Raw genomic sequence first — 20,963 nt, forward strand, 5'->3', positions numbered from 1 at the left:
CAGGGTCGGCCCCGGTGCCGCCGGACGTCACCGGCCGTCACCATGGAGGCATGACGAGTTCGATGCCTTCGCAGCACGAGGCCCCGCCGCCGGCGGAGGCCGATCCCGCCCCGCCGCTCCGGCGCTCGCGCGGGAGCAACGTCGTGGGTGGCGTCTGCGGAGGTCTCGGGCGGCACTTCGACCTCGACCCGGTGATCTTCCGGGTGGTGCTCGGCGTGCTGGCGGTCGCGGGCGGTCTCGGCCTGGTGTTCTACGGCTTCGCGTGGCTGCTGATCCCGCTCGCGGGCGAGGAGGAGAGCGAGGGACGCCGGCTGCTGACGGGCCGGGTGTCCGGGGCCTCCCTCGCGGCGCTGCTGATGGCGCTGATCGGCTGCGGGATCTTCCTGTCGACGCTGCACAGCGGTGAGGTCCTCGGCTTCACGCTGACCCTGTCCCTCGCGGTGTGCGGAGCGGCGGTCTGGTCGCAGCGGCGCAGGGCCGGCGGTGAGACCGAGGGCAGAGCGGACTCCGCGACGGTCCTCACGGTCGCCGAGGCCCCGCCCGAGACCAAGGCGCCCCCGATCTTCGAGTCCCCCTCCTGGTGGAAGGACCCGATCGTCAAGGACGGTTCGACGGGCAGACTGGCCATCGGCTACCTGTGGGGCCCGCACGGCATCCTCGACGAGGAGGGCAAGGTCAACGGCGAGGTGCCGCAGCCGGGCAGCCAGTGGGGCCCCGACCCCGCGGCAGCCGGGCGGCCGACGCCCTCCGTCCGCCGCAGCCCGCTCTCCATCGGAGGGCTGGTCTTCCTGCTCGCCCTGCTCGCGGGCGGTCTCGGCACCGGCCTGACCTGGGACACCCACCCGCTGGGCACCAGCCTCCAGGTCGGCCTGGCGGCCGCGCTCGCGGTCTTCGGCCTGGGCCTCGTCATCAGCAGCTTCCTCGGCCGGACCGGGTTCGGCACGGTCTTCCTGACCGTGGTCACGGCGGGCCTGCTCGCCCTGGCCTCGGCGCTGCCCGACCGGATCAGCACGGAGTGGGTCCGTGAGACGTGGCGGCCGGCGTCGGTCGCCGCCGTGCAGCCGGACTACGGTCTCGGCACCGGCGTCGGCACGCTCGACCTGTCCGCGCTTCCGCTCCCGGCGGGCACCACGGCTTCGACGCGCGCCTCGGTGGGCGCCGGGAAGCTCAAGGTCATCGTCCCGAAGGACGCGGTGGTGAAGGTGCACGCCGAGGTGGGGCTGGGCGATCTGCAGCTGCCGGGCGCGCCCGCCGAGGACATCGACATCGCGCCGGACCGTGACGTCACCCAGACGCTCACGCCGCCCGCCGGGACGACCCCGGCGGGCACCCTGGACCTCTCGTTGGAGATCGGAGTCGGACAGGTGGAGGTCACCCGTGCTTCTTCATGAGTTCCGTCCCGGCCGGCTGCTCATCGGCCTGGCCGCCCTCGTCCTCGCCGCCGTCTACGCGGGCGACGCCGCCGGCGCCTGGACGACCCCGTGGTACACGGTGATTCCCGTCCTCTGCGGTGGCCTGGGCTCCGCCGCCCTCGCGACCTGGGTCGCCTATCGAATACGGCGCCGTTCGGCGAGGAGCCGGTCCAGTGAGAGCACCGGGGCTCCGGCCAGCAGCAGCGGGAGCCAGGACATCAGATAGGCCAGGTCGTTCCCGAGGTAGTAGGGCTGCACCTGCCAGCTCACGGTCAGCCAGAGGCTCAGGGAGATCAGCGCGCCGCCGAGCGCCGCCACGCGGGCGAAGAGCCCGAAGAGGGTCCCGAGCCCGACGGCGAGCTCGCCGAAGGCGATCGCGTAGCCGAAGCCGGTGGGGCTCCTGAGGGCGAGGTCGACGAGTGCGGGGATCGCGGAGCTGTCGCGGACACCGCGCATCACTTCGCCGATGGAGCCGCTGCCGGTGTCGGCGAAGAAGGCGGAGTCGGTGAGCTTGTCGAGCCCGGCGTAGACGAAGGTGACGCCGAGGAAGATCCGCAGGGGAAGGAGGGCGTAGCGGGAGGCGATCGCCTTCCACTGGTCGAAGGTGGACTTCCGCTCGGCGAAGCGCCGGCCCGCACCGGCTCCGTCGGGGGCGTCGGTGCCGTGGGGGTCGTCGCCCGGGTCGGGCGGTCGGTTCGTCTGTCCCGTCATGGTCGGTCACCTCTCCACGCCCCGTACGACTGTTCGCGGAACGATTCTCCTCGCACCGGGCGTCCGGTACACGGGAAAGGGGGCCGGACGCTCAGTCCACGACGTCGATCGTGACCCGGTTGGTCTCCACGCCGGCCGCCGTGACGACCGAGACCTCCACCCGGCCCGGTTCGACGTCCGCCGGGAGGGGGACGGTCAGGGCCGCGTCGGTGGGGTTGGCGAAGCCGCCCGGGACGGGGACGAGCGGCACGTGGGCGTGGACGGGACCGATGCGGACGACGAGCCGGGTCAGCGGGTCGGGGGCGCCAGCGCCGGGCGGGACGAAGCCGCAGCCGCGGATCTCGATGTCGTCGCCCGTGCGGATCGGGGCGTCGAGGTCGCCGGCCTCGCGGGACCGGACCACGGAGTGGATCGTGGGGCGGACGCCCTCGGTGCACTTCGCGGCGAGGTGCCAGGCGGCCGAGACGCCGACGAGCAGCACCAGGGACCACGGCACTTCGGGGAGCCGGTCGGGGTCGCGGGCCAGGCCGACGGCGGCCAGGGCCAGGACGGCGCCGCAGACGAGGAGGTACTGGACGTCGGCGAGGGCGGCCCGGCCGCTGTCGTCGCAGACCAGGTCGGCGGCGCGCGGGCGGTCGGCCCGCACCTTCTGGATGCGGCCGGCCGCGGTGCCCAGGGCGACGACGAAGCGGGCGGTGACGGTGACGGAGGCGACCAGGGCGAGGACGGTGAGCAGGCCCGCGCCGCGGGCGAGAGCGAAGGCGCTCGCGCCAGGGGCGCGGAACGCGAGGAAGAGGAGGGTGTAGCCGAGGAGCACGAGCCAGCCGGCGGCGACGGCGCGGGTGGTGGAGAGCCGGTTGTCCTCGCCGATCAGCGGGGCGAGGAGACCGCCGCGGGCCCGGTGGGCGTGGGCGGCGGCGCTGAGCAGGACGGCGAGGACCACGGCGGTGCAGAGGCCGGCCGTGCGGGCAGTGGTCCAGCCGCCGTCGATGGCCGTGAGGGCCTGGCCGAGGAGGAGGGCGAGGACGGCGCCCCAGACGGCGCCGAGACCCCCGCGCCGTACCCGGTCGAGCCAGGCGAGGCTCGCCTCGCGGCCGCGCACGGCCACCGCGCGGGCGGACTGGGCGAGCTCGTCGGAGACCCACTGGCGGGCGGCGACCGGCGAGTGGGCGACGGCCGCGGGGACGCCGTGCCCGGCGGCGAGCTCGTCGCGCCGGGCCAGGAAGGCGGCGACGGCCCTCCGGTGTCCGGCCTGCCCGCAGTGGGCGCAGCCGGCGCAGGCCGTCGCGTGCTCGCCGTACTGTCTCGCCTCTTGAACCGCCACGGTGCCCACTCCCGAGCTCACGAGCTCACTTCACGGCCCGCTTGGATGCGTCCGGGCGCACCCCCGCGGGGTCAACCGCCCTTTTATTCCACGGAATTGTGCCGTACCGGCGGCTCCCGCGCCTGCCGCGCGCGCCCCGCCGGAGAGTGAATGCCGTGCCATCTCATTGACGTACAGAAGGGTGAAGCGATGGTGTTACGACAGGAGTTCGGGGTCCGTTCGGCTGATCCTGCGCCACAGGGGCTGGTAGTTGATCCAGGCGACGAGGTCGCTGCCGAGCTGTTCCCGGGTGGCGACGGCCTCGTGGTGGTCGATGAGCACGGGCTTGCCCGCGGCGCGTGCGGCGAGCTGGACCTGGGCGCAGCGTTCGAGGGCGATGAACCACCAGGCGGCCGCGTCGACGGAGGTGCCGACGGTGAGCAGCCCGTGGTTGCGGAGCACGATCGCCTTGAAGGTGCCGAGGGCGACGGCGATGCGGCGGCCCTCCTCGGCGTCCACGGTGACGCCGGTGTACGCGTCGTAGAGGGCGTGGTCCTGGTAGAAGGCGCAGGCCTCCTGGGTGATCGGGTCGAGGAGTTCGCCGAGCGCGGCGAGGGCCCGGCCGTGGACGGAGTGGGTGTGGGCGACGGCGACGGCGTCGGGCCGGGCGCGGTGGACCTGCGCGTGGACGGCGAAGGCCGCCTGGTTGACGTGGTGGCCGCCCACGAGGACCTGTCCCTCGCCGTTGACCAGGACGAGGTCGCTCGCGGTGAGGTCCTCGAACGGCGCCCCGAAGGGGTTCACCCAGTAGCAGTCGGGGTGTTCGGGGTCGCGGGCGCTGATGTGGCCCGAGACGCCCTCCTCGTACCCGAGCCGCCCGAAGAGCCGGAGGGCGCCCGCGAGCCGCTGCTTGCGGTGGGTGCGTTCCTCCTCGGCCGTCGCGTGGACGGGCGGCAGGGCGAAGTGGAGCCGTTCGACGGGCACGGGGTCCGGTATCACGCTCATGCGCCGGAAGGTAACGCCCGGCCGGTCAAGTCACCAGAGTCCGGACGTGAACACGGGGAAGCCGTCGCCCCGGAGGCACGGAGGACGCTCGGGGGACACGGGGAAGCCGTCGCTCCGGAGGCACGGAGGACGCTCGGGGGACACGACGAAGCCGTCGCTCCGGAGGCACGGAGGACGCTCGGGGGACACGACGAAGCCGTCGCCCCGGAGGTCCGGGGCGACGGCTTCAGGCGCGTGCGGGAGCGACTACTCCCACTCGATGGTGCCCGGCGGCTTGCTCGTGACGTCCAGGACGACACGGTTCACGTCGGCGACCTCGTTGGTGATGCGGGTCGAGATCTTGGCGAGGACCTCGTAGGGCAGACGGGACCAGTCGGCCGTCATGGCGTCCTCGGAGGAGACGGGGCGCAGCACGATCGGGTGGCCGTAGGTGCGGCCGTCGCCCTGGACGCCCACGGAGCGGACGTCGGCGAGCAGGACGACCGGGCACTGCCAGATCTCGCGGTCGAGGCCGGCCGCGGTGAGTTCCTCGCGGGCGATGGCGTCGGCCTCGCGCAGCAGGTCCAGACGCTCCTTGGTGACCTCGCCGACGATGCGGATGCCCAGGCCGGGGCCGGGGAACGGCTGGCGCTGGACGATCTCCTCGGGCAGGCCGAGCTCCTGGCCGACCATGCGGACCTCGTCCTTGAACAGCTGGCGCAGCGGCTCGACGAGCTCGAACTCGATGTCGTCGGGCAGGCCGCCGACGTTGTGGTGGGACTTGATGTTCGCGGTGCCGGTGCCGCCGCCGGACTCGACGATGTCCGGGTACAGCGTGCCCTGGACGAGGAACGCGACCTCGGGGCCGTCCTCCTGGAGGATCTCCAGCTGCGCCTGCTCGAAGACGCGGATGAACTCCCGGCCGATGATCTTGCGCTTGGTCTCCGGGTCGGAGACGCCGGCGAGCGCGGCGAGGAAACGGTCCTGAGCGTCGACGACGACCAGGTTGGCGCCGGTGGCGGCCACGAAGTCCTTCTCGACCTGCTCGGTCTCGTTCTTGCGCATCAGGCCGTGGTCGACGTACACGCAGGTGAGCTGCGAGCCGATGGCCTTCTGCACGAGCGCGGCGGCCACGGCGGAGTCGACACCGCCGGAGAGACCGCAGATGGCGCGCTTGTCGCCGACCTGGGCGCGGATGGCCGCGACCTGCTCCTCGATCACGTTGCCCGTGGTCCAGCTCGGCTCGATGCCGGCGCCGCGGTACAGGAAGTGCTCCAGGATCTGCTGGCCGTGGGTGGAGTGCAGCACCTCGGGGTGGTACTGGACGCCGTACAGCTTCTTCTCGTCGTTCTCGAAGGCGGCGACCGGCACGACGTCCGTCGAGGCGGTGACGGCGAAGCCCTCGGGAGCGGCGGAGCAGGCGTCGCCGTGCGACATCCACACCGACTGCTCGACCGGGGTGCCCTCGAAGAGGGTGGAGCCGGCCTTGGAGACGTGCAGCGGGGTCCGGCCGTACTCGCGGGCTCCGTTGTCGTCGACGGTGCCGCCGAGGGTCTGGGCCATCAGCTGGAAGCCGTAGCACATGCCGAAGACGGGGACGCCCGCCTCGAAGAGCGCACGGTCGAGGCGGGGGGCGCCCTCGGCGTACACGGAGGACGGGCCGCCGGAGAGGATGATCGCCTTCGGGTTCTTGGCCAGCATCTCGGCCACCGGCATGGTGGACGGGACGATCTCGCTGTAGACCCGCGCCTCACGGACGCGACGGGCGATGAGCTGGGCGTACTGGGCGCCGAAGTCGACAACGAGGACTACGTCCGGGTTGGAGACGTCGGGCGCGGCAGCGGGAGTCGCTGATGACACTACGGCGGCCTTCCGGCGGTAGGAGAGGTTCCCTCGGGGTTCCCCGGGGAGGTTCCTGGGGTTCCCTCGAAAGGGGGGCTATTTGTCGATTCTACCGGCGCGCCGGTGGCGGTTTTCGTCTCACCATCCGAACCCGGGTTGCCCGCGGGTTCGGGAAAGGGGCCATACTGGGGCCATGCGCAAGCTCACGACCTTCCTCTTTACCTATGGCAACCGGCCCACCGGCTGCCATGGTCGTGCTGCTTGAGCAACTGACAAGCGACTTCCCAGGCGCCCCGGGCCGACAAGGCCCGGGGCGTTCTGCTTCTCTCCGGGCCGTGTCGCCCCGGGGCATCCGACACCACGAGGAGCCCCACGATGACGACGACCGCCACCGCGCAGACCATCACCGAGCAGACCGGCGCCCGCACCGACGAGGCGGCGGCGCTGATCGGTGACGCCCGTGAGCGCATCGACGCGCTCGACGACCGGATCATCGGCCTCATCCAGGAACGGATGGCCGTCTCGGCCGTCATCCAGGAGGCCCGGATCTCGTCGGGCGGCCGCCGGGTGAACCTGACCCGCGAGATGGAGGTCCTCGGTCACTACAGGGACGCGCTCGGCAAGCCGGGGACGGCGCTCGCGATGACGATGCTGGAGCTGTGCCGGGGCCGCGTCTGAGCGACGCCGGGGACGGGCGTGGGCGAGGCCGGGGCCGGGTGAGGCCGGGGCCGGGCGAGGCCGGGGCCGGGCGAGGCCGGGGCCGGGCGAGGCCGGGGCCGGGCGAGGCCGGGGCCGGGCGTGGGCGCGGCCGGGGCCGGGCGTGGGCGAGGCCGAGGCCGGGCGTGGGCGAGGCCGAGGCCGGACGTGGGCGAGGCCGGACGTGGGCGAGGCCGGGGCCGGACGTGAGAAGGCGGCCCCGTGTCCGAGCGACGCCTGGACCGCTCGCCGTCGGCGCGCCCGAGTGGGTCCCCGTACCCGAGTTCGGGGCAGCTCTCACCCGTACGGCGCGTGACCGGCTCCGGCCGGGCTTCGTTGGTCCGGGTGTCCGTGCCAGCCAGGGGCGGGCCCGAAAGAAACCACGCGTGGCTTCGCTGGGGCGTGTGGCGTACCTCTCCGGTACGTCGTGGGACCTCGCACCAGCGCGTGTGACCGGACAGCAGGGGACAGCAGCCCGGTCACCCAGAAAGGGCGGTCGGTCCCGGGGACGCCCGGGGCCGGCCGCAACCGGCCGATCTCCCGACCCCCATCCCGTCCCCCCGATCCTCTCCCCAGCGGCGCAACCCCCCGGCGCCGCCCCGCTCGGCACCGCCGCTGCCCTGACACCGGTGCCGACCCCAGGGCCCCGCGCCGCGACCGGAATCGCGAGCGCGGGGCCCTTCTCGCGCGCGCACCACACACCCCCCAGGATGTGACGCGCGTCACACGAAGATCCTGTGCAACCGCTACAACCAATCGCGGCGGCCGCGGGTCATCTATGCAGCAACACCAAAGCTGGAAGGGCGCTGCACTCGGAGGGGGGTGCAGCGCCCTTTCCATGTCACGGCCGTGCCGTGGCGGTCAGTCCTTCTTCGGCGGGACCGCCGGCATCCCCAGGAACGGCAGCCGCAGGGCGCCGAAGGCCTCGGCCGGGACGGCGGGGGTCTTCGGCTCGACCGCCGAGAGCCGTACGTACGCCTCCCCCTGGCGCGGCCGGGGGTCCTCCTCGCCCTTGTTCGGCCAGAAGGACATGGCGCGCTCCGCCTGCGCGGTGATCGTCAGGGACGGGTTGACCCCGAGGTTGGCGGAGACGGCGGCGCCGTCGACGACGGAGATCCCGGGGTGGCCGAAGAGCCGGTGGTACGGGTCGATGACGCCCGTGTCGGCGTCCGCGCCGATCGGGCAGCCGCCGAGGAAGTGGGCGGTGAGCGGGGTGCCCATGAGCTCGCCGATGTTGGAGCCGGCGAAGCCGTTGATCTCCTCGGCCATCAGTCGCGCGGCCCGGGTCGCGGCCTCGATCTGGGTGGGGTTGGGCGCGCCGTGCCCCTGGCGGGCGGTGAGCAGGCCCTTCCCGACGCCGCCGGGCTTGCGGTAGGTGGTCAGCGAGTTGTCGAGGGACTGCATGACCAGGCCGATGATGGTCCGCTCCGACCAGCGGCGGTTGGACAGCGAGCGGACGGCGAGGGCGGGGTGCTTGACCAGTTCGAGGAGCCAGTTGCGGACCCGGTGCGCGCCGTACGGCACCTGGAGGACGGTCATGCCGCCCATGGAGTTGGATCCCTTGCCGTAGCGGACGGGCTCGATGTGGGTGTTGTCGTCGGGGTGGATCGACGAGGTGATCGCGACGCCCTTGGTGAAGTCGACCCGGTCCTTGCCGTGCCGCTTGCGGTAGCGGCGGTCCGTGGTCTGCGAGCCGACCAGCGCCTCGGAGTTCGTACGGGTCAGCTCGCCGAGCCGGCCGGAGACGCGGGGCAGCAGCCCGGTGTCCTTCATCCGGTGGAGCAGGGTCTGCGTGCCGTACGTGCCGGCGGCGATCACCACGCGGGGGGCGGTGAAGGTGCGGCCCGCGCCCTTCTTCTTGTTGTCGGTCGGCAGGGTCCTGACCGCGTAGCCGCCGCGCGAGTCCTCGGTGACGGCGACGACCGAGGTCATCGGGTGGACGACGGCGCCGGCCTTCTCGGCGAGGTAGAGGTAGTTCTCGTTGAGGGTGTTCTTGGCGCCGTGCCGGCAGCCGGTCATGCACTCGCCGCACTCGGTGCAGGCCTTGCGGGAGGGTCCGGCCCCGCCGAAGAACGGGTCGGCGACCTCGCCGCCCGGCTTCGCCCTGGCCGTGCCGTCGCCGTCCTCCCCGTCCCCGAAGAAGACTCCGACGGGCGCCATGTGGAAGGTGTCGCCGATCCCCATCGCCTGGGCGGTGGCCTTCAGGTGCACGTCGGAGGGGGTCATCGTCGGGTTGAGGCGCACGCCCAGCATCCGCTTGGCCTGGTCGTAGTACGGGCCGAGCTCCTCGCGCCAGTCCGTGATGTCCTTCCACTGCGGGTCGTCGAAGAACGGCGCGAGCGGCTCGTAGAGGGTGTTGGCGTAGTTGAGGGAGCCGCCGCCCACTCCGGCGCCCGCGAGCACCATGACGTTGCCGAGCAGATGGATGCGCTGGATGCCGTACAGGCCGAGGGCGGGGGCCCAGAGGAAGTTCTTCAGGTCCCAGGAGTTCTTCGGAAGGGTCGCGCGGGTGAAGCGGCGCCCGGCCTCCAGGACGCCGACCCGGTAGCCCTTCTCGGTGAGGCGGAGGGCGGTGACCGAACCGCCGAAGCCGGAGCCGACGACGAGGACGTCGTAGTCGTAGCCGTCCTCCGAGCCGTCCTCGGCCGGGTTCTGGGCAGGGGGTACCGCGGTCATGGCTCTCCTCGTACGGAAAAGGTGTGAAAAGGACAGGGCGCCAGGGGCGGGTGTCAGCGCAGGCGCAGGGCCTTCATCGCCTTCAGGGACACGCTCATGAACGCGGCGTACTTCTCGTCGTCCATCCCGAAGGAGGGCGCGAGCGGCATCAGCCGCTGCTGGGCGACGGTCTGCGCCTCGGTGTACTTGAGGATGCCCTCGGAGCCGTGGCGGCGGCCGAGACCGGAGTCCTTCATGCCGCCCATCGGGGACTGCACGCTGCCGTACGCGGGCGCGTACCCCTCGTTGATGTTGACGGTGCCGGTGCGCAGCCGGGCCGCGACGGCGTGGCCGCGGCGCGAGTCCTTCGTCCAGACGGAGGAGTTGAGGCCGTACGGGGTGCCGTTGGCGAGCTCGACGACCTCGTCCTCGTCCGTGAAGCGGTAGACGGAGACGACGGGGCCGAAGGTCTCCTCGGAGCAGACGGCCATCGGGGCCTCGACGCCGTCGAGGATGGTCGGCTCGAAGAAGAGGGGGCCGATGTCGGGGCGGGCGACGCCGCCGGCGACGAGCGTGGCGCCCTTGGCGACGGCCTCCTCGACGTGCTTCGTGACGGTCTCCAGCTGTCGCTCGCCGACGAGGGAGCCCATGTCCGCCCCGTACGCGAGGGCGCTGCCGAGGCGCATGGCCCGGGTGCGGGCGGCGAAGCGCTCCAGGAAGGCGTCGGCGATCGACTCGTGCACGTAGAGCCGCTCGATGGAGATGCAGAGCTGTCCGGCGGAGGAGAAGCAGGCGCGGACGGCTCCGGCGGCGGCCTTCTCGACGTCGGCGTCCTTCAGGACGAGCATCGCGTTCTTGCCGCCGAGTTCGAGGGAGACGCCGACGAGCCGGGCGGCGGCGCCGCGGGCGACCTCGCGGCCGGTGCGGGTGGAGCCGGTGAAGGAGACGTAGTCGGCGTGGGCGACGACCTCGGGGCCGACGACCGGGCCCTCGCCGAGGACGACCTGGAAGACCTCGGCGGGCAGACCGGCCTCGACGAGCAGGTCACGGGCCCAGAGCGCGGTGAGCGCGGTCTCCGTGTCGGGCTTCATGACGACGGCGTTGCCCGAGACGAAGGCGGGGAGCGCGTCGCCGACGGAGAGCTCCAGGGGGTAGTTCCAGGGGGCGATCTGACCGACGACCCCGCGCGGCTGGCGCAGCTCGGTGACCTTGGTGAGGGTCGGGACGACGCCGGTGTGCCGCTTGGCGCGGAGGTAGGCGGAGGCCCTGCGGCCGTAGTGCCGGGCGGCGACGGCCACTGCCTGCACCTCCTCGTGCGCGTGCAGGCGGGCCTTGCCGGTCTCCAGCTGGATGAGGTCGAGGACCTCGGCCTGCCGCTGGAGGACGAGGTCGTGGAAGCGCAGGAGGACGGCGGCGCGGGCGCGGACGGGGGTGGCGGCCCAGGCGGCCTGGGCGGCACGCGCGCGCGTGAAGGCCTCGGCGACGTCCTCGGGGGTGGACTCGGGCAGGTCCGCCAGCTTCTCCCCGGTGAACGGGGTGTGGTTGGCGGTGCGGCCGGAGCCGACGACGCCGCGCGTGAGCCGGGCGACCAGTTCGGGCGTCACGACGTCGGCGGCGGTCCGCACGCCGGCCGGCGTGGGCGCGACCGGGTTGGTCGCGCCCGCGGGGGCGGCCGGGCGGGCCGCCTCGGCGGCGGTGTCGGCGGGAACCGTGGGGGCGGCGGGGGCCTGCGAGTCCGTCATGAGCCCGAGGGTAGGCCGCGTTCCGACCTTTGGGTACCCGTCGGTAACGCGTTTTCAAGCTCTCCACACATCACGCCAGCGATCACTGGCACATAAGCCCTGATCAGCGGCTTACGGCCGACGGGGCCCGAGCGCGGAGATTTCTCCGCCCCTTCAGTCCCCCGGCGCGCGCCAGTGCTGGACGACGATGTCGAACTGCTCCCGGGTCTTCTCCCAGCTGGACTCCGGCGAGGACATGTAGATCGCGTACTCGGTGCCGTCGTCCTCGTAGTACATCTGGTCGATCGCGTGCCGCGGACCCGGGAAGTCCTTCTTCTCGGTCCAGGTGAACTCCCAGAGGCAGGAGCGGACCTGGTCCCGATAGGTGGTCTGGTTGAGCTTGACCCGCTTGTAGTTCATGCGCCGCTCCAGGACCCGCTCCAGGTCGATGGCGTGCATGTACGGGTTCTCGAAGTCGGGGCTCTTGTCGATGCTGATCCGGATGCGGTGGCGGCCGTTGTCCGGGGTGTAGTCCACCTGGTCGCCCTCCGTCTGCCGCTTCCAGCCGTCCGGCACGAGGAGGCTGAAGCCCTTCGGGTCGTCGACGCGGTGCCAGCCGGCCGGGACGCCGTCCCCCGCGACCTTGGTGGCGGGAGCGGAGGTGCGTCCGCCGTCGCCGCGGGGCTCGCGGTCGCCGCCCGCGTAGTTCATGGCGGCGAACACGGCACCGCCGGCGACGATGCCGGCGAGCACCGCCGCGAGCACGGCGGAACGCCAGCGGCCACGACCGGAGGGGGCCGGGGAGCCGGGAACGAGGGTGGAGTGCGGCCCGGGAGGCTGGTGGGATCCATGGGCCGACTGAGGCTGGTGGGCCTGGTGGGCCGGCTGGGGCTGGTGGGCCTGGTGCGCCGGCTGGGGCTGGTGGGCCTGGTGCGCCGGCTGGGGCTGGTGGGCCTGGTGCGCCGGCTGGGGCTGGTGGGGCCATTGCGCGGTGGCCTTCACGGGTCCGCCCGTGAGGCTCTCCGTCCCGGTCCCCGCGCCCGGCTCCGTACCGTCCGCCGCATGCGCGGACGCCGCCGAGTCCAGCTCCTCCCGGGCCACGCGCTGCGTCGGGACGTACGCCTGGGCGGCCGTCGGCGCGCGCCCCTCCATCGCGTCGAGCAGCATCCGCTCGGCCTCGTCCGCGCGCGGCCGCTGCGCCGGGTCCTTGCGCAGCAGGGCCACGATGACGGAGGCCAGCGGGCCCGCCTTCTCCGGGTGCGGCGGCTCCTCGGCCACCACGGCCTGCATGGTGCTGATCGGGGAGGTGCGGCGGAACGGCGAGGTGCCCTCGACCGCCGTGTAGAGCGTGGCACCGAGGGACCACAGGTCGGAGGCGGGCCCCGGGTCGCCGCCCTGCACCCGCTCGGGCGCCAGGTAGTCGATGGAGCCGACGATCTCACCCGTCCGGGTGATCGTGGAGTCTCCCTCGATCGCCGCGATGCCGAAGTCGGTGATGAGGACGCGCCCGTCGCGCGCGAGCAGCACGTTGCCCGGCTTGACGTCCCGGTGCAGCACCCCGGCCGCGTGCGCGGCACGCAGCGCGCCGACCACGTGCAGCCCGATCCTGGCCGCCTCGCGGGGCTCGATGGTGCCGGCCTCCTTGGCGGCGTCGGCGAGCGAGGGCCCGTCGACGTACTGCATCACGATCCACGGACGGTTGTCGTGTTCCAGGACGTCGTGGACGGTCACCACGCCCGGGTGGGTGATCCGGGCGGCGGCCCGCGCCTCCTTCTGCGTGCGGGCGTGCAGGACGAGCCGGTCGGCCTCGGCCACGAACCGGCCCGCCGTCAACTCCTTCACCGCCACCACGCGATGCAGCACCTCGTCGTGCGCGCGCCAGACCTTGCCCATGCCGCCGCGCCCGATGGACTCGCCCAGCCGGTAGCGCCCGGCGAGCAGCAGGCCCGCTCCTGTGTCCTGAGAATGTTCCACTTGCCCCCGCCCGTTCCTTCTGATGCCAGGTTACGGAGGGGGGTACGGGCGGCGGAACCTCGGGGCGGTCATAGGAACAGCACTGTGACCGGAGGCCGGTGGGACTCACGCGTCAGCGCGCCGGACGGAACCCCTTCACGGCCTCCTCGTATATCGCGGAGACCTTGTCGCGCTCGCTCTCCGGACCGATGACCTGTACGACGTGGTACCGACCGCCGTCGATCAGGACGAGGTTGCGCACGAACACCTGCCGGCCCGTGCTGTCCGGCCAGGTGTAGATCCCCTCGGCCGTCGGCGTCCGCCCGATGTCCACCCGGCGCGCCTTCTCCACCACCGACCAGCTGGTCGCACGGAACGGCTCCGTCTCGCGCTCCCTGGTGCTCTGGTACTCCAGCGGGTCCGAGCCGTTGTCCCTGACGCTGTCCCGGCCGGGGACGACGATCATCGTGAAGTCGCCGTCGCTGAAACGGACTTGTCCGGCGTCGTTGATCGGGGAGCGCCGCCATCCCTTCGGGACCCCGATCCGGAAGCCCTCCGGGTCCTGCCGCAACTCGTACCCGAAGGAGAGCATGGGATCCGAAGGGTCCGCCGGGGGCGGGGTGGTGGGCGGTTTCGTGGCCGGTCCCGTGGACGGCCTGGCGGACGGCCGCGCCGTCGGGTTCGCGGTCGGGTTCGCGGTCGGTTCGGCGGGCGGGCCGGTCGTGGGGGTGGTCGGCGTACGGGCCTGCTCCCCCTCTCCGGGCAGGAACAGGACGGCGTACGCGACGGCTCCGGCGAGCAGCAGGAAAACGAGGATCAGGAGCGTACGGCCCAGGGAGCGGGGGGAACCCTGAGAACCCCGAGAGCCCGGCGTACGGGAGGACGAGGGGCGCGCGGAGCGGCGCGGGGCGCGGGGGGCGCGGGGGGCGCGGGGGGCGTGCCGAGGGAACTCCTCGTCGAACTCCCCCCGGAACTCCTCGCGGTAATCCGGCTGTACGCGCGCGTGCCCGTACTCCTGGCCCGCCTGACCGTACTCGGCGCCCTGCTCCTGCCCGTACGCGGCGCCGAACTCTTGGTCGTGTTCGGGATCCTGCCCGAAGGCGCCCGGGGCCTCGTGCAGGGCGGCGGGACGCGGGTCCTTGCCGCGCTTGTGCCGGTGGCGGCCCGCCCCCGCCCTCCCGCGCCACCGGCGCACGAGCTCGCCGCGCCGGCGCACGATCGGCAGCCGCGCCTCGTCGAACGAGGGCAGCGGTACGACTCCGAGCCCGGCGTCCGGCTCCGGAGCGGAGCGGACCAGGGACCGCAGCCAGCCGCGCAGCTCCTCGAAGTCGGGGCGCTCCGTGGGGTCCTGGCGCAGCAGGGACTCCACGACGGGCCGCAGGGGCCCGCACTCCTCGGCGAAGGCCGGGGGCTCGGCGCAGACCAGCTGGACGAGCTCGGCGGCGCTGTCCTCGGGGTACGGGGCATGGCCCTGGACGGCCCGGTAGAGGAGTGCCCCGAGCGCCCACAGGTCGGTCGCGGGGCCGATGGGCGGGGCGAGGCGCCAGTTCTCGTGCACCGGTCCCGCCTGCTCCGGCGCCCAGCGCTCGGTCACCGTGCCGACGACCGCGATCCGGGTCTGGCGCGCCCGTTCGGCGGCGAGCCGTGTCGTCGGGCCCCGGTACGCCTGGGCCGGGATCGCGACCCGCGCGTCGTCCGTGGGAGGGACGGGGGCCGGGAGGCGCGCCGGGTCCGGGGTCGCCGCCGTGTACCCGGCGGGCAGGGCCGGGCGGCCCGAACCGGGCAGAACGGGGCTGCCACCGGCCGGGACCGGCCCCGAGCCGTCCCGGGACGCGTGCGGGCCGTCGCTCCAGCTGCCGGTCAGCATCACGCGCGGCGGCGGGCCGCTCCCGGGGCCGCCGCCGTACGGCTCGTCGCCGTCGTCCTCGTCCTCGTCCTCCTCCGCGACCCGCGCCCACCACTGCGGCTCGGGCGCGCCGGACGCCTGCGCGGTCGGCGGCGGGGGTGGCTCGGGCGTCTCGGACGGCGCGGGGCGCTGGGCGGGGAGGGCCCCGGTCTCGCCGAGCCGGGCGGCGGCCCGGGCACCGGCCCGGTACGCGGCGATGGCCCCGGCCCGCGCGGCCCGCACATCGGCGGTGGGCGGGGTGACCGCGGGCTGCGTCTCGGCGGCGGCCGCGGCCCGCCCGTAGGGATCGGAGCCGTAGGGGTCGGAGCCGTAGGGGTCGGGGGACCCGGTGGTGCGGGAACCGGTGTCGTCGGGGTCCGGGTCCGGGTCCAGCGGACGGTCGGATCCAGCCGTGTACGGCTCGCCGTCGGGCTCCTCGTACGCCTCGACCTCGTACGGCTCGGAGCCGTACGCCTCGACCTCGTACCCCTCGGACTCGTACGCCGGGGCGGGCTCGACCGCGTACGGCTCGGGCAGGTACGTCGCCCGCTCGTACACCGCGGCCTCGTACACCTCCGGCTCGTACACCTCCGGCTCGTACACCTCGGACGCCGACGTCCCCGCCCCGTACGCCTCCGGCCCGTACGCATCCGGCTCATACGGCTCCGGCCCGTACGACCCCGGATCCGGCCCGTACTCCTCCTCCGGCTCCGGGTCGTCCCGTTCGGCGGTCGGAGGCGGCGCGAACGCGTCGGTCTCGTCCGGGACCGGCGCGTATCCGCAGAGGGCCTCCTCGGCGGCGCCCACGGCGAGGCCGCTGAGGACCACGCGGCCGTCGTCGCAGACGAGCACCGTCCGCGCGGTGATGTTCCGGTGGACCCAGCCGTGGGCGTGGAGGGCGCGCAGCGCGGTGAGGACGTCGGCGCCTATCTCGGCCGCGCGGTACGGGTTGAGGGGCCGCTCGGCGAGGAGCGCGGCCAGCGGCCGGGCCGCCACGCGCTCGCTCACTATCCACAGGGAGCCGGCCTCGGCGAAGACGTCGAAGACCTGGTCGAGCAGGGGATGGTCGGGGATCTGCGCGGCGGCCTGGGCCGCCTCGATCGCGCGGCGCACGACGGGCTCGGCGGGCCGGCGGGTGGCCGCGCCCGTGCCGCCGGGGGAGCCGGCGGTGCCGCCCGGGCCGTCGAGGACCTCGGCGTCGACGAACTCGGGCAGCGGCACCTGGCGGACCAGGACCTCCTGCCCGCTGTACGTGTCGAAGGCGCGCGTCTCGACCGGTTCGTACGCGTCGGCGTCCGCCGGCGGCAGGGGCAGGCGGTAGCGGTCGGCGAGCACCCTTCCCGCGTAGTCGTCCACGACGCCTCCCCACGCGCGCACGCTGTCCCCGTGGACCCGCGGATCCCTCGGGATCGGGCGGGATCACACGAGTCCGTCAGTTCCGGTCCGGTACCACGCAGTTGTCGGCTCTGTTCGGCTGCTTTCGGTCCGCGAACCTCACGATACGTGGCGGCGTCAGTCCTTGGGGCTGAACGTGGCGAACGCCGTCTCCCGCAGCGTCCTGCACTCCGCGCCGTTCCACTCGTCCGCGGCGCAGCTGACCATGATGGAGTAGCCGTGCGTGGCGTCCACCTTGAAGCCCCGGTTGAGCACGTGCACGCGGATGCCCTTCTGCGTGCGCTCGAACTCCCAGTCGGCGACCGTCGGGTAGCCCTTGTAGGGGACCGGCCGTATCCCGATGTGCCGGTAGTCCTGGCTGGTGGCGGCCACGCCGTACCTGGCCAGCTCCCAGGCGCTCGCCGCGTTGTCCTTGGGGCTGTCGTTGTAGTCGACCTGGACGCGCGGGAAGCCGCCGCTCTCGCTGAAGATCCCGCCGAGGTCGTAGCCCGGGATCGAGCGGAGCGTGAAGTTCGCGGGCAGGGCCATCGAGAAGTGGAACTTGCCGTTGGTGACGAGGGTGTAGCCGGAGGGCAGCCGGGTGCCGGTCGAGCCGCCGGGCTTCCCGGAGGGCGTGGTGCCGTTCTGCCCGTCCGTGGAGCCCGTGGTGGAGCCCGTCGTGGTGCCGTCGCCGCCGGTGGAACCCGTGCCGCCGTTGTCGCCGGGCTGCACTCCGCCCTGCTGGCCGGTGCCGCCCGAGGACTGGCCCTGGGCGCCGCCGTTCCCGCCGGAGTTCTGGGCGCCGCCGGAGCCGTCGCCGCCGGCCGAGGCACCGGCCGAGGCCGTGGTGCCTCCGTCGCCCTTGCCCTGGTTGCCCTCGTCGCCTCCGCCGCCGAGGGAGACCGCGAGGATCGTCCCGAGCACGGCGAGGACGGCGACCGCCGCGATGATCACCAGCGTGCGGCGCGGCACGACGTCGGTCAGCGGTGCCCGCGCCGGGGCCGGCCTGCCGCCGCCCCGCAGCGGCTCGGTCGCCGGCCTGGCTGCCGGCTTCGGCTCGGCCTTCACGGAAGCCGCCGCGTTCCGTACGGAGTTCAGCGCGCCCCGCATCCGCTCGGCGGCGACGTCGGGGCCCTTGTCGGCCGCCTGAGTCGCCGGAGCCCGCTCGGGGCGCGGCGGCAGCGGTACGACGGTGGTGACCTCGGGCGACACGGCGGGCGGCGCCTCGGGCGCGTCGAGCACGGCGCGCAGCAGGACCCGGGCGCGGGCGTCGTCGAGCCGCTGGGCCGGATCCTTGGCCAGCAGGCCGTAGATGACCTGCTCCAGCTCGGGACCGGCGTTCTTCGGCGGGTCGACCGGCTCGGTCATGACCGCCGTGAGGGTGGCGATCGCGGAGCCCTTGTCGTACGGCGGGCTGCCCTCGACCGCCGCGTAGATGAGACCGCCCAGCGACCACAGGTCGGCGGCCGGACCGGGCTTGTGGCCGCGGGCGCGCTCCGGGGAGATGTACGAGGGGGCGCCGACGAGCATGCCGGTGGAGGTGATCGAGGGGTCGCCCTCCACCTGGGCGATGCCGAAGTCGGTGAGGACGACCCGGCCGTCGTCGGCGATCAGCACGTTGGACGGCTTCACGTCGCGGTGCAGGATGCCCTCGCGGTGCGCCGAGCGCAGCACGTCGAGGATGGCGAGGCCGACCTCGGCGGCGCGCCGGGGCGTGAGCGTGCCGTCCTCACGGACGGCGTCCGCGAGGGACTTGCCCTCGATGAGCTCCATGACGATCCACGGACGGTCGTCCTCGTCGACGACGTCGTACACGGTGACGGCGCCGTTGTTGCGGATCCGGGCGATGGCCTTCGCCTCGCGCAGGGTCCGGGTGATGAGGCGTCGCTTCTCGTCCTCGTCGATGCTCGTGGGGAAGCGGAGCTCCTTGACCGCGACGGTGCGGCCGAGGGTCTCGTCCACGGCGCGCCACACGGTGCCCATGCCGCCGCGCCCGAGGACGACGCCGAGCCGGTAGCGCCCGGCGAGCAGCCGGCCCTCGCCGACGGGCTCCTTGCGGAACCTGTCGCCACCGCGCGCGGTGGCGGCGCCCGTACGGCGGTCGCTCTCGCCGTCGCCGTCCCCGGCGCCGAAGCCGGCCCGTCCGGTCGAGGGCTCGGTGCCGCGCAGCCGCCCGGCGCCGACGGCGTCGTCACCGCCGGCCCCGCTCCCGCCCGTCCCCGCGGACCCCTCAGGGGGCGTGTCCTGAGGGTCCTTCACGTTCTGGTCGGCCCGGCCGCCCACGGGTGCCGCAGGGCTCCCCGCGGCGTCCGCGGGCTTCCCGCCCGTGCCGTCCCGCTCCGGTTCGCGCGCCCCCTCCGGGGCCTGCGCATCCTGGCTGACCTGCGCGTCCTCCGCGCCCCGCTCCGGCTCACGCGCGGCCGGAACCGCTCCTCGGTCGCCGTCGGTCGCGGCCCCCGCGGCGGCGTCCCGCCTGGGGTCCCTCGCCTTGTCCCGCGACTGCTCCGCCTCCGACATGCGTCCCCTCTGCGATCCCTGATCTTCGCCGCGTCTGCCGCTTCCCGCGCGATGCGGTAACCCGCCCTGGAAGAGAGGCCATTGTCCCTCACCTCGGGGCGGGTGGCGCCCCCGGGTCCGCACTGCGGGATACGACGCCCCCGTACGGCTCCGAGGTTCCCCCCGGAGGAGGACCCCGGACGCCCTTTCAGAGGGGCACGATGTCGGGTGCCCCGAGCCGTGCGGCGTCGGCCGTCAGGTCGTCGGGCTGCCGCTGCGACTCCCGCTCCGCCTCCACCCTCTTCTCGTAGTGCTCGACCTCCTTCTCGATCTGGCGGTCGTCCCAGCCGAGGACGGGCGCCATGAGTTCGGCGCACTCGCGGGCGCTGAGCGTGCCCCGGTCGAAGGTCTCGATGGAGATCCTGGTCCTGCGGGTGAGGACGTCGTCCAGGTGGCGGGCGCCCTCGTGCGAGGCGGCGTAGACGATCTCGGCGCGCAGGTAGTCGTCGGCCGCCGCGAGGGGTTCGCCGAGGGAGGGGTCGGCCGCGATCAGGTCGAGGATCTCCTCCGTCAGGGAGCCGTAGCGGTTGAGGAGATGTTCGACCCTGACGACGTGCAGGCCGGTTCTCGCGGCGATCCTCGCCCGGGCGTTCCACAGGGCGCGGTAGCCCTCGGCGCCGAGCAGCGGCGTGTCCTCGGTGACGCACGGGGCGACGCGCAGGTCGAGTCCGTGCACCGCCTCGTCGACGGCGTCCTTCGCCATCACGCGGTACGTCGTGTACTTGCCGCCGGCGACGACCACGAGGCCGGGGACCGGGTGGGCGACGGTGTGCTCACGGGAGAGCTTGCTGGTCGCGTCGGACTCGCCGGCGAGCAGGGGCCGCAGGCCCGCGTAGACGCCCTGGACGTCGTCCCGCGTGAGCGGGGTGGCGAGCACGGTGTTCACATGCTCCAGGAGGTAGTCGATGTCGGCGCTGGAGGCGGCGGGGTGGGCCTTGTCGAGGTCCCAGTCGGTGTCGGTGGTGCCGACGATCCAGTGCCGTCCCCAGGGGATGACGAACAGCACGGACTTCTCGGTGCGGAGGATCAGTCCGGTGGTCGAGTGGATGCGGTCCTTGGGCACGACGAGGTGGATGCCCTTGGAGGCGCGGACGTGGAACTGGCCGCGCTCCCCGATGAGGGCCTGGGTGTCGTCGGTCCACACTCCGGTGGCGTTGACGATCTGCCGGGCCCTGATCTCGTACGCCTCGCCGGCCTCGACGTCCTGGACGCGCGCGCCGACGACCCGCTCGCCCTCGCGGAGGAAGCCGATGACCCGGGCCCGGCTTGCGGCGAGCGCGCCGTAGGAGGCGGCGGTCCGCACGAGGGTGGTGACGAAACGGGCGTCGTCCATCTGGGCGTCGTAGTACTGGAGGGCGCCGACCAGGGCGTCCTTCTTCAGGCAGGGCGCGACCCGCAGGGCGCCCTTGCGGGAGAGGTGCCGGTGGACGGGGAGTCCGCGGCCGTGGCCGGAGGAGAGGGACATCGCGTCGTACAGCGCGACTCCGGAGCCGGCGTAGAACCGCTCCCAGCCCTGGTGCTGGAGCGGGTAGAGGAAGGGGACCGGCTTCACCAGGTGGGGCGCGAGCCGCTCCAGGAGGAGTCCGCGCTCCTTGAGGGCCTCCCGGACGAGGGCGAAGTCCAGCATCTCCAGATAGCGCAGGCCGCCGTGGATGAGCTTGCTGGACCTGCTGGAGGTGCCCGACGCCCAGTCGCGGGCTTCCACGATGCCGGTGGAGAGTCCTCTCGTGACGGCGTCGAGGGCTGTTCCGGCGCCGACGACTCCGGCGCCGACGACCAGCACGTCGAGTTCTCGCCCGGCCATGGCCGCGAGCGCCTCGGCGCGCTCGGCGGGTCCCAGTGTCGCTGTCCTCACGCTGCTGCCTCCCGTC

General features: G+C 73.6%; 12 protein-coding genes. 2 read left to right on the forward strand and 10 right to left on the reverse strand.

Translation table 11 applies throughout. From position 1 onward, the window contains the following. Positions 1 to 50 precede the first annotated feature (50 nt). Entirely contained in the window at positions 51 to 1,391 is a 1,341-nt protein-coding gene (locus ABTY59_RS02130) for a PspC domain-containing protein (RefSeq protein WP_352016988.1), read from the forward strand. A 156-nt stretch (positions 1,392 to 1,547) separates the two neighbouring features. On the opposite strand, the gene ABTY59_RS02135 is transcribed toward ABTY59_RS02130, so the two are convergent. The 4 genes from ABTY59_RS02135 to guaA all read right to left on the reverse strand — a co-directional run bounded on the left by ABTY59_RS02135 (position 1,548) and on the right by guaA (position 6,270). Continuing rightward, positions 1,548 to 2,123, reverse strand: a complete 576-nt coding sequence (locus tag ABTY59_RS02135) for a DoxX family protein (RefSeq protein ID WP_352016989.1) — start codon at positions 2,121 to 2,123, stop codon at positions 1,548 to 1,550. Positions 2,124 to 2,214: 91 nt separating this feature from the next. Then, on the reverse strand, positions 2,215 to 3,447 hold the full coding sequence (locus tag ABTY59_RS02140; RefSeq protein ID WP_502995324.1) for a hypothetical protein: 1,233 nt from the start codon (positions 3,445 to 3,447) through the stop codon (positions 2,215 to 2,217). A gap of 195 nt (positions 3,448 to 3,642) precedes the next feature. Continuing rightward, entirely contained in the window at positions 3,643 to 4,431 is a 789-nt protein-coding gene (locus tag ABTY59_RS02145; protein ID WP_352016990.1) for a class II aldolase/adducin family protein, read from the reverse strand. Positions 4,432 to 4,677: 246 nt separating this feature from the next. Beyond that, the gene (gene guaA / locus ABTY59_RS02150) at positions 4,678 to 6,270 is read right to left on the reverse strand and encodes a glutamine-hydrolyzing GMP synthase (protein ID WP_352016991.1); all 1,593 of its coding nucleotides are present in this window, start codon (positions 6,268 to 6,270) and stop codon (positions 4,678 to 4,680) included. Between the two features lie 357 nt (positions 6,271 to 6,627). Here guaA and ABTY59_RS02155 point away from each other — a divergent pair, with 357 nt between their 5' ends. Then, positions 6,628 to 6,930, forward strand: a complete 303-nt coding sequence (locus ABTY59_RS02155) for a chorismate mutase (RefSeq protein ID WP_352016992.1) — start codon at positions 6,628 to 6,630, stop codon at positions 6,928 to 6,930. Positions 6,931 to 7,809: 879 nt separating this feature from the next. Here the strand turns inward: ABTY59_RS02155 and ABTY59_RS02160 are convergent. The 6 genes from ABTY59_RS02160 to ABTY59_RS02185 all read right to left on the reverse strand — a co-directional run bounded on the left by ABTY59_RS02160 (position 7,810) and on the right by ABTY59_RS02185 (position 20,947). Continuing rightward, positions 7,810 to 9,624, reverse strand: a complete 1,815-nt coding sequence (locus tag ABTY59_RS02160) for a GMC oxidoreductase (protein WP_352016993.1) — start codon at positions 9,622 to 9,624, stop codon at positions 7,810 to 7,812. A gap of 53 nt (positions 9,625 to 9,677) precedes the next feature. Further along, complete coding sequence (locus ABTY59_RS02165; RefSeq protein ID WP_352016994.1) at positions 9,678 to 11,345, reverse strand: succinic semialdehyde dehydrogenase; 1,668 nt, start codon at positions 11,343 to 11,345, stop codon at positions 9,678 to 9,680. 153 nt (positions 11,346 to 11,498) lie between these two features. Next, entirely contained in the window at positions 11,499 to 13,298 is a 1,800-nt protein-coding gene (locus ABTY59_RS02170; RefSeq protein ID WP_352016995.1) for a protein kinase domain-containing protein, read from the reverse strand. A gap of 112 nt (positions 13,299 to 13,410) precedes the next feature. Then, positions 13,411 to 16,518, reverse strand: coding sequence for a serine/threonine kinase C-terminal domain-containing protein (locus tag ABTY59_RS02175; RefSeq protein WP_352016996.1), 3,108 nt, complete (start codon positions 16,516 to 16,518; stop codon positions 13,411 to 13,413). A 156-nt stretch (positions 16,519 to 16,674) separates the two neighbouring features. Next, positions 16,675 to 19,053 (reverse strand): serine/threonine-protein kinase, encoded by a 2,379-nt coding sequence (locus ABTY59_RS02180; RefSeq protein ID WP_352016997.1) that lies wholly within the window; start codon positions 19,051 to 19,053, stop codon positions 16,675 to 16,677. Positions 19,054 to 19,240: 187 nt separating this feature from the next. Next, a complete protein-coding gene (locus ABTY59_RS02185) occupies positions 19,241 to 20,947 on the reverse strand; it encodes a glycerol-3-phosphate dehydrogenase/oxidase (protein ID WP_352016998.1) in 1,707 nt (568 codons plus the stop codon). Positions 20,948 to 20,963: the final 16 nt, after the last annotated feature.

The sequence above is a fragment of the Streptomyces sp. NPDC096079 genome, assembly GCF_040303145.1.
Lineage (GTDB): Bacteria > Actinomycetota > Actinomycetes > Streptomycetales > Streptomycetaceae > Streptomyces.